The sequence below is a fragment of the Akkermansia sp. UNK.MGS-1 genome (genome assembly GCF_000980515.1).
GTDB lineage: Bacteria > Verrucomicrobiota > Verrucomicrobiia > Verrucomicrobiales > Akkermansiaceae > Akkermansia > Akkermansia muciniphila.
Genome location: NZ_LBCB01000008.1, coordinates 126,647 through 134,274 on the forward strand (window position 1 = coordinate 126,647; position 7,628 = coordinate 134,274).

The following is a 7,628-nucleotide window of genomic DNA, read 5'->3' on the forward strand; positions in this document are numbered from 1 at the left end:
TCTCGATCCTACTGGATCGGGATAGACAGCCATCCATTTGATTGTTCCATGAGGGCAGGAAAACAACCTTCTGGAAAGAGTCAAAATATCCACAACTTGATGTTGATGAACAATTTATTCAAACAAATACGCATTTTCCCGGCAAATATATTCGCAAAGTATGGAACATTTTTTCCGTAATTCATGAAAAATAGTTCCTCAGTTCAGCATGAACACCACGTTCCAGAGACGGCGTACGCCTGATTGGAGCAAATCGGAAAGACAAATTCACACCCCGCAATGCTCGGCAATGACTTCCAGGAAATCATCCAAGTAACGAGCAGCTTTCTGCTCTCCAATGCCGTGAACGTTCATAGCACCACGGCGGGTGGTAGGTTTCAACCTGGCCAAACCTTCCAGTGTAGAATTATGAAACACGGCATAAGCCGGAATCCCGGCTTCCCGTGCCAGTTCATTCCTCAGCTCCTTCAACTTCAAAAACAAATCCTCGTCAAACTCTCCCAGGGCAGCCAAATTTCCCGTAGACCGAACTCTGGCCTGCTCCATAGATACGGATATTTTTCCCCGGCGGGCAAAAGGCCAAACCAAAGATGCCTTCTTGCGCCCCATCATCACTTCATTTCCTTTCGGACTCAGGGTAATCAGGGGACGGTCCGCCTCCCCGCTCATTCTGGTCAATCCCGCCATCTGCATGGCACGGAACAACTGGCGGATATCGTCCTCACTCCATCGGGAAAGGATGCCATAAGTACTCAGCCGGACCAGGGATGTTCTTAACAACTCCTGGGTTTTCGCCCCTTTGAGCATCTGGATGATTTTCGTCCTGCCCCACCTTCCCTGCCAGGAACCATCAGCCAAACGCACGGATGCGCGCGCAATCCCGCTCAACGCCTGCCGCACCACCAAAGTCTCTTCTTCTCCCAGGGATTGGCCTTCCTCAACGCCCAGGGCCAGGCACTGGTCGCAGCGGCCGCACGGCACTCCATCTTCCTCCCCGAAATAATTCAAAATCCATTGCTGACGGCAGCCGGAGGAATAAGCGAACTCCGTCATTGCCTTCAGTTTTTCCCGGTCCCTCACTTCCTTTTCCCGCAGGGCATCTTCATCCAGAGGAATCTTCAAGCCGCTTACGGAAGGATCCGTCACTCTGGTAAGCTTCACGCGTTGTCCCGGAACGTCATGACGGCTGATCGCTCCATTGCGTATAAGAACGGATAAAGCAGCTCCCACCTGCATGGCATTGCGGCATTTGAGACGCTCCGCCATTTCCTCCAGAGACCACATGACATCGTGGGTTTCTGCGCTGCAATGCTTTCTGAGCAACTCGTACAGCTCCACAATCAATGGAATTCCCGGATTCACTCCTTCAATAAAAAATTCCTGGGTCCGCAAATCCGCATGGTTGAACAAAAGTTCGCAATAAGCCTCCTCCCCGTCTCGTCCGGCTCGGCCGGCCTCCTGATAATAGGCCTCCACACTGCCGGGAATCTCAAAATGGGCAACAAACCTGACGTCCGCACGGTCAATGCCCATTCCAAAAGCATTCGTGGCAATAACAATATCCGCATGGCGGTTCATGAAAGCGTTCTGGGCTTCCTCTCTCTGTTCATCCGTCATGCCTGCGTGATAGGCTGTCACGCTCAATCCAAAATCGGAAAGAGCCTCATATACCTGCTCCACTTTTTTGCGGGTGGAGCAATAAATAATACCCGTCTTGTAACGCTTCACCAATTCGTACAGCCTCTTGTATTTGTCTTTGTGCGTATCGCACGCAGTAATGCGGAAATGCAGGTTTTCCCGCGCAAACCCTCGTACGATCGTCACCGGATCATCCAGCCCCAAATGTTTCAGAATATCTTCCCGCACCCGCGGAGTAGCTGTGGCGGTCAGAGCAGCCACCTGAGGCCGCCCCATCATTTCAACAGCTTTTCCCAGCTTCAGATAATCCGGACGGAAATCGTGCCCCCACTGGCTCAGGCAATGCGCTTCATCCACAGCCACCATATTTACATCCACCTCCGCCAGAGCATGCATGAACCCTTCATGACCAAAACGTTCAGGAGCCACATATACCAGCTTGAACGCTCCCCTTTTCATTCCTTCCAAACGTTCCTTTTGCTCAGGAAAACTCAGGGAGCTGTTAATCATGGTGGCGGGAATCCCTCTGGCGACAAGAGCATCCACCTGATCTTTCATTAAAGCGATTAGAGGACTGACAACCAGGCAAACCCCGGCCCGGCACAAGGAGGGAAGCTGGTAACACAGGGATTTTCCTCCTCCCGTGGGCATCACGACCAATACATTGCGGCCTTCCATAATGGAAGCCACCACTTGATCCTGGCCCTCCCTCAAGCCGGAAAAGCCGAAGTACTTCTTCAATGCCTCCATCGGCGACCTGATCACCTTGAACTCGCTCATTTTCTCCGTTTAGTGTGCCACAGGCCATTCCATGGCGCAACGCCTTTCCCCTTTTTCTCCACCCCTCAATTAACGGTTCTTTTTCTGAAAATTTATTCTCCCAAAAAGAGAAAAATGAATTTTTTTCTCAAATCATCTTACAAACATCTTGACTTTCCCGAAGAAAAATCTATATTTCCTTCACCGCTTACGCGGTACACGACGCAAGTCAAAGCGCCCGTAGCTCAATTGGATAGAGCGTCTGACTACGGATCAGAAGGTTTGGGGTTCGAATCCCTACGGGCGTGCCACTTGCATCACTGCCAGCAAATAAAATGATTCCTGCCTGAACGTCACGGCGGGATTTTTTGTCTCTACTGGTAAATACATATGGGGGCGCCATGGTTTCGACTGGAAGTCTGCGGTGCTGGCTGCATGTGAAGGTTAATCGGCTGGCCTTCTAAAAAGCCGATTAAAAAAATAAATGCAGAGTCTAACGACCTTGCTCTGGCTGCCTAATTAGTTCAGCCGCGTCAGAACCTCAACGCCTGCTAGAGGGGACGACGAAGACACAGCAGGCTGGTGCAATGCGGGGTTGCCGCGCAACGCACGAGACTTCCACAGGCAACTAGCGAGCTTGCCTAGTTGACGCATAGCGAAGCAGCCGCGAAAGCAGCAATATGCGTCTGAACATGGAGATGCCGTCATCAATGGCCTTCAGGACACGGGTTCGACTCCCGTCGCCTCCACCATTTCAAAACAACCGCAAGCGTTTGAAATAGAATGTTTGCGGTTGTTGTTTTTATAGAACCGCAGTACATGATAACGGCTTTTAGAAACAATGTACTGTATTTTTAAAGCCGCATGACGATACTCCATCCAAGTTTTCCGATAAACATCAGAGCATAAGGGAATCTGCAATTTTTGAGGCATCACGACAGACCAGGCCCTTCCTGTTCCCAACGTTGACCAAGAACTGCTTTACGTCACTCATGGGGTTACTGTCATTGATTCCCTGTTTTTGATCCGCTCCTGCCTGGGAGGAACATCTTTTCCATTTAAAACTGTTGCAATGCATCGACAAATCCGGAAACGCCTTGTCTGGAAAAAAACACTGCATCACATATCCCCCAGTCTGCCGCAATCATGCAGTCAGTCCAACAATCTTATTTGCTGATATCCTTATTATTTTCTGATGGTAAAATACTTGAAAAACGATATGGAGGCAAAATCCATCAGTATGAACTGCGCATAATTACCGGGGGTAAAAATACGGCGGCCCCCGAGGCTATTGACAGCCTCAATCGTCAGTAGAACTGCTTCACGAAACTCAACGGCCTCATCGTCTCCTGCGGAATTATTGAGAACAGAGGTATTTCCCAGCCTTGCCCATACCTGGACGGCTTGCCAGTCCTCTTCCATGTCTGCAATGACGGCTACAGCCGCGCTCAAAGCCGGGGCCTGCCCGGACGGTATATCATTCTGTTTATAGCGGTCTATGCGAGTATATCCATCCGAATCCTGGTAGATGGCTGTCAGTGTGAATTCCCTCCAGTTACCGGGCTTGGAAAACTGTATTTGTATCTCTCTCATGGTATCATTATGCTAATTGGCTGATTTAATAATGGCGGCGCGAGCATCGTGATGGCTGGCAAACACCCACACCTGCCGGGCTTGTCCCGTCTTGTTGGAGGAATAACATCAGGGATATTTGTCTGCCTCCGGCTGATCTTTCTTCAGGGAGCTGACTGCACCTAACACCCACTTCCTTGAAAAATCTGCTCCAGCTCGCGGAAAATGTCATCCTGTGTAAAACGTCCAGATTGAAAGTCCCCGCTCCCGCCCGGCATTTTGGCCAACATTGATGAGGATACGGCCCGTAACAAATATGATATGCCCCCTCGTTTGAAGCGTATGGAAGATGCTTTGCCTAAATCGCAGATGAGACAGCCTGCGGAGCATTCCTATATTGTCACACCCACTTAACTATTTGAATACAATAAATGATAATATCCTTTCTCTATAAAACCATCCTATCACAGGAAAGGAACGAATTATTGGAAAAATTGCTTTGAAACCCGGATTCGGCCCCTGTCCGTAAAAAACTATACGATGAAATGAGCTTCCCGAATATCCAGAAGCGTTGATAAAAATACTTCAAGCCAACAGTATGTACTTTATATGGAAAACTCTTATCATCAAACAACACGCCGGAATTTCCTGAATCAATTAGGCCTGGCGGCAGCAGGAATGACAACGGGCAATACAGCCCTTGCCACTACACAATATGATTCCGGCATTCCCAGAAATTCCGTACCAGATAGAACTTCCGATAATTCCGCCAAAAGAGTGATCATGATTTCCCTGGACGGTATTTGTGTGGAAGGTTTTCAAAAGGCGCATGCGCCCTCTTTAAAAGGAATGATGTCACAGGGAGCTTTTTCTCTGGATACGCGGGTTGTGATGCCCTCCGTCACGTTACCTAACTGGACCAGTCACTTAACCGGCAGCGGCCCGGAACAGCACGGAGTCTTCAATAATAACTGGACGCCGGCAAATTCCTCCTACCCCGCCGTACGGAGAGACGAAGACGGATATTATCCCTCCGTATTCCAGGCCCTGAAAAAATGCCAGCCTTCCTGCAAAACAGCTTTTTACTATAATTGGAAACCTCTTGCCTATCCGTTCAACGAAAAATACCTGGATGAAATCAAGTACCTGGCAAACGACGCCTATGCTTCCAATTACCATCAGGCTTTCCAATTCGTCAAGAAACACCGCTACAACCCGACTGTGGTTTTTCTCTATTCCGTTCATACAGATCATGCGGGGCACAAATACGGCTGGATGTCCAGAGAATACCTTCAATCTATTGAAGAGGCGGATCAGCAAATTGGAATCTTTTTTCAGAAATTGAGGCAGGAAGACTTATTCAACGATACGCATTTTCTATTTCTGACGGATCATGGGGGAATCGGAAAGGGCCACGGGGGGACGAGCGCAGCGGAAATGATAGTTCCATGGGGGATTTCAGGTCCGGGCATTAAGAGAAATTTCCTGATTTCCGAACCAAATAATACCACCAATACCGCTCCCATGCTTCTTCATTTATTCGGAGGAAAGCCACTACCGGAATGGACGGGGAAAGTCATTGAAAGCGTGTTTCCATCATAACTCCCCCGTAGCTTGCTTTTCCTGATGCAATTTACCGCCTTTTCACGGCAGGAAACAAAACATGGCTGCCGGATGGCATTCCCTGCCGGAGTTGAACCGAGCCTTTGCCGTTGGAGAGACGGCCTTCCTGACCGCTAGAAGAAGGGAACATGACAGCCGGAATAAAACAGCCCGCTTTTCACAAAGCACTAAAATCTGCATAGCACTTTCCCGGAAAGAGTCAATGATTTTTACCGTATCCTTTCCCCTTTTTAATCAAATACGGAATTCCAACAGGGAGCGTCAGCCGCATCAAAACGCAACAGAACCTGTTCCGGAGTGTTTTATTCCCAAGACATGGAGGCAAGCTTATTCCGACCAGAGCATCAGCTTTCTGATGTTTCCCAACCATCCTTTTTTCAACCGTTGCCCACCCATACGCATAAGATAAGGGGAAGGATTGCACCTGTTTCTTCCATGAAGGACAATGAAACGTACGGCCACCACCTCCGACCGTCTTCATGACGAATTGTTCACTCAGGCTTTCTGGCCTTGTTCATCTTCATGGCAAATCATCCCACGTAGCCGACATGATTGGACCATTCAGCATTTAATGATTCGAGGCGCGGGCACCCCCTCCCTCTGGGTTGCCGTACCGCATCAAAGACATCTTATGACGAGCCCTGCCGCATGAAGTATTGTTCATTTTTCCTCTTTTATTTCCGGCAAAACCACAGGTTCTCCCAAAAAACGGGGTTCACGGCTCCAAACCCACAAGTCCAGCATCATCCATACGCGGGCCGCACGCTCCCTGAACCAGCTTTTCATACGGGAACGGCGGTTGGGAACATCCGGCGCGCTGACGGCCCAGGCCGCCATCCCCTCATGCGCTGCGATTGCCAGGGCGCGTTCATTATGAAATTCCTGAGAAACAACAATCATCGTCGAAACGCCAAAAATTTCCTTCATCCTCACGACAGAATCCAAAGTCCGCAATCCCGCAAAGTCACATACAATCCGTTCCTCTGGAACGCCACGTTCCACCAGAGCCTGTTTCATCCATTCCGGTTCATTGTAAGCATGAGAACTATTATCTCCGGAAACGATGAAAACCGTTGCTTTTCCATCTTTCCAAAGTTCCGAGGCCGTATCCATCCTGTTATGGAAATATCCGTTAGGGCTCCCCATGAATGTTGGGGAGCATCCTAACACCAAAACAGGAGCACGAACGGGAACATCCCTGGAATGCTCAACAATCCTGCCCTCTGAAACGGAATAAATGTACCATTCTGCGGCAACGCATACCACAACCGCTCCCGCAAACATGCCTCCTGCTATTTTCAACGCCAGCAGCATTCCCTTTTTTCCAGGGCGCCATGAACCATCTGATTTTCCAAACCGGAAGATACCCAACAATTTCATACTCCGTATTTCTATTTTTCAGCCAGAGGCGCCCTGTTATAAACTCTTTTTTCAGAACTGTTTCCACTCAACATTCTTCTCTCTGCTTTCTGCATTTCATGACAAGAATAGCCACGAAACACCGCCATCCTTGTTTTACTCATCCGGGAAAACAAAAATTATTGATGGAGAATCAGCCAACAAATGATATTGAAGCAAAACAAAAAGGCCCGCAAACAGCGAGCCTTTAATTTACATAATTCATTGTTATTTAAAGAAGTACCCCCGACCGGACTCGAACCGGTACGTCCTTGCGGACAACAGATTTTAAGTCTGCAGCGTCTACCATTCCGCCACGGGGGCATTGACCGGACGGCACTCTACAGGAATGCCGCCGGGATTCAAGCACGAATCCCTTCCGGTTTTTAATATTAATCACGAACTTCCACCACCATGCTGATTTCCACCGCTACATTGAGCGGCAGGGCGGATACGCCTACCGCCGTACGGCTGTGGCGGCCAATTTCTCCAAAGGCTTCCACCAGCAGATCGGATGCGCCATTCAATACTTTAGGATGGTCATAAAAATCCGGGCCGGCATTTACAAATCCGTTCACGGCCACGATTCGGGATACTTTTTCCAGAGACCCCACCGCCTGCACAATAACGGCCAGACG

At 49.2% G+C, this 7,628-nt stretch carries 6 protein-coding genes, 2 tRNA genes and 1 other RNA gene; 4 read left to right on the plus strand and 5 right to left on the minus strand.

Annotation, left to right across the window (positions count from 1 at the left end):
- Window positions 1–267: 267 nt before the first annotated feature.
- Window positions 268–2,418 (minus strand): RecQ family ATP-dependent DNA helicase, encoded by a 2,151-nt coding sequence (locus WW58_RS04210; protein ID WP_022197061.1) that lies wholly within the window; start codon window positions 2,416–2,418, stop codon window positions 268–270.
- A 213-nt stretch (window positions 2,419–2,631) separates the two neighbouring features.
- Here WW58_RS04210 and WW58_RS04215 point away from each other — a divergent pair.
- Both WW58_RS04215 and ssrA read left to right on the plus strand, forming a co-directional pair.
- Window positions 2,632–2,708: transfer RNA gene (locus tag WW58_RS04215), tRNA-Arg, on the plus strand.
- Window positions 2,709–2,789: 81 nt separating this feature from the next.
- Window positions 2,790–3,149, plus strand: a transfer-messenger RNA (tmRNA) gene (ssrA, locus tag WW58_RS12940).
- Window positions 3,150–3,582: 433 nt separating this feature from the next.
- Here the strand turns inward: ssrA and WW58_RS04225 are convergent.
- Window positions 3,583–3,990 (minus strand): hypothetical protein, encoded by a 408-nt coding sequence (locus WW58_RS04225; protein ID WP_046435653.1) that lies wholly within the window; start codon window positions 3,988–3,990, stop codon window positions 3,583–3,585.
- Window positions 3,991–4,578: 588 nt separating this feature from the next.
- On the opposite strand from WW58_RS04225, the gene WW58_RS04230 reads away from it, so the two are divergent.
- Complete coding sequence (locus WW58_RS04230; RefSeq protein ID WP_046435655.1) at window positions 4,579–5,571, plus strand: alkaline phosphatase family protein; 993 nt, start codon at window positions 4,579–4,581, stop codon at window positions 5,569–5,571.
- A 681-nt stretch (window positions 5,572–6,252) separates the two neighbouring features.
- On the opposite strand, the gene WW58_RS04240 is transcribed toward WW58_RS04230, so the two are convergent.
- Window positions 6,253–6,972 carry a SanA/YdcF family protein gene (locus WW58_RS04240; protein WP_081863703.1) on the minus strand — a complete coding sequence of 240 codons (720 nt, stop codon included), beginning with the start codon at window positions 6,970–6,972 and terminating at the stop codon, window positions 6,253–6,255.
- Between WW58_RS04240 and WW58_RS12945 the strand changes: the two genes are divergently transcribed.
- A complete protein-coding gene (locus WW58_RS12945) occupies window positions 6,927–7,202 on the plus strand; it encodes a hypothetical protein (protein WP_186277354.1) in 276 nt (91 codons plus the stop codon). The two genes, WW58_RS04240 and WW58_RS12945, sit on opposite strands and share 46 nt — an antisense overlap.
- A 29-nt stretch (window positions 7,203–7,231) precedes the next feature.
- Here WW58_RS12945 and WW58_RS04245 read toward each other — a convergent pair.
- Window positions 7,232–7,314, minus strand: a tRNA-Leu gene (locus WW58_RS04245).
- 68 nt (window positions 7,315–7,382) lie between these two features.
- A partial coding sequence (locus tag WW58_RS04250) for a RidA family protein (RefSeq protein ID WP_046435659.1) occupies window positions 7,383–7,628 on the minus strand: 246 nt, incomplete at its 5' end.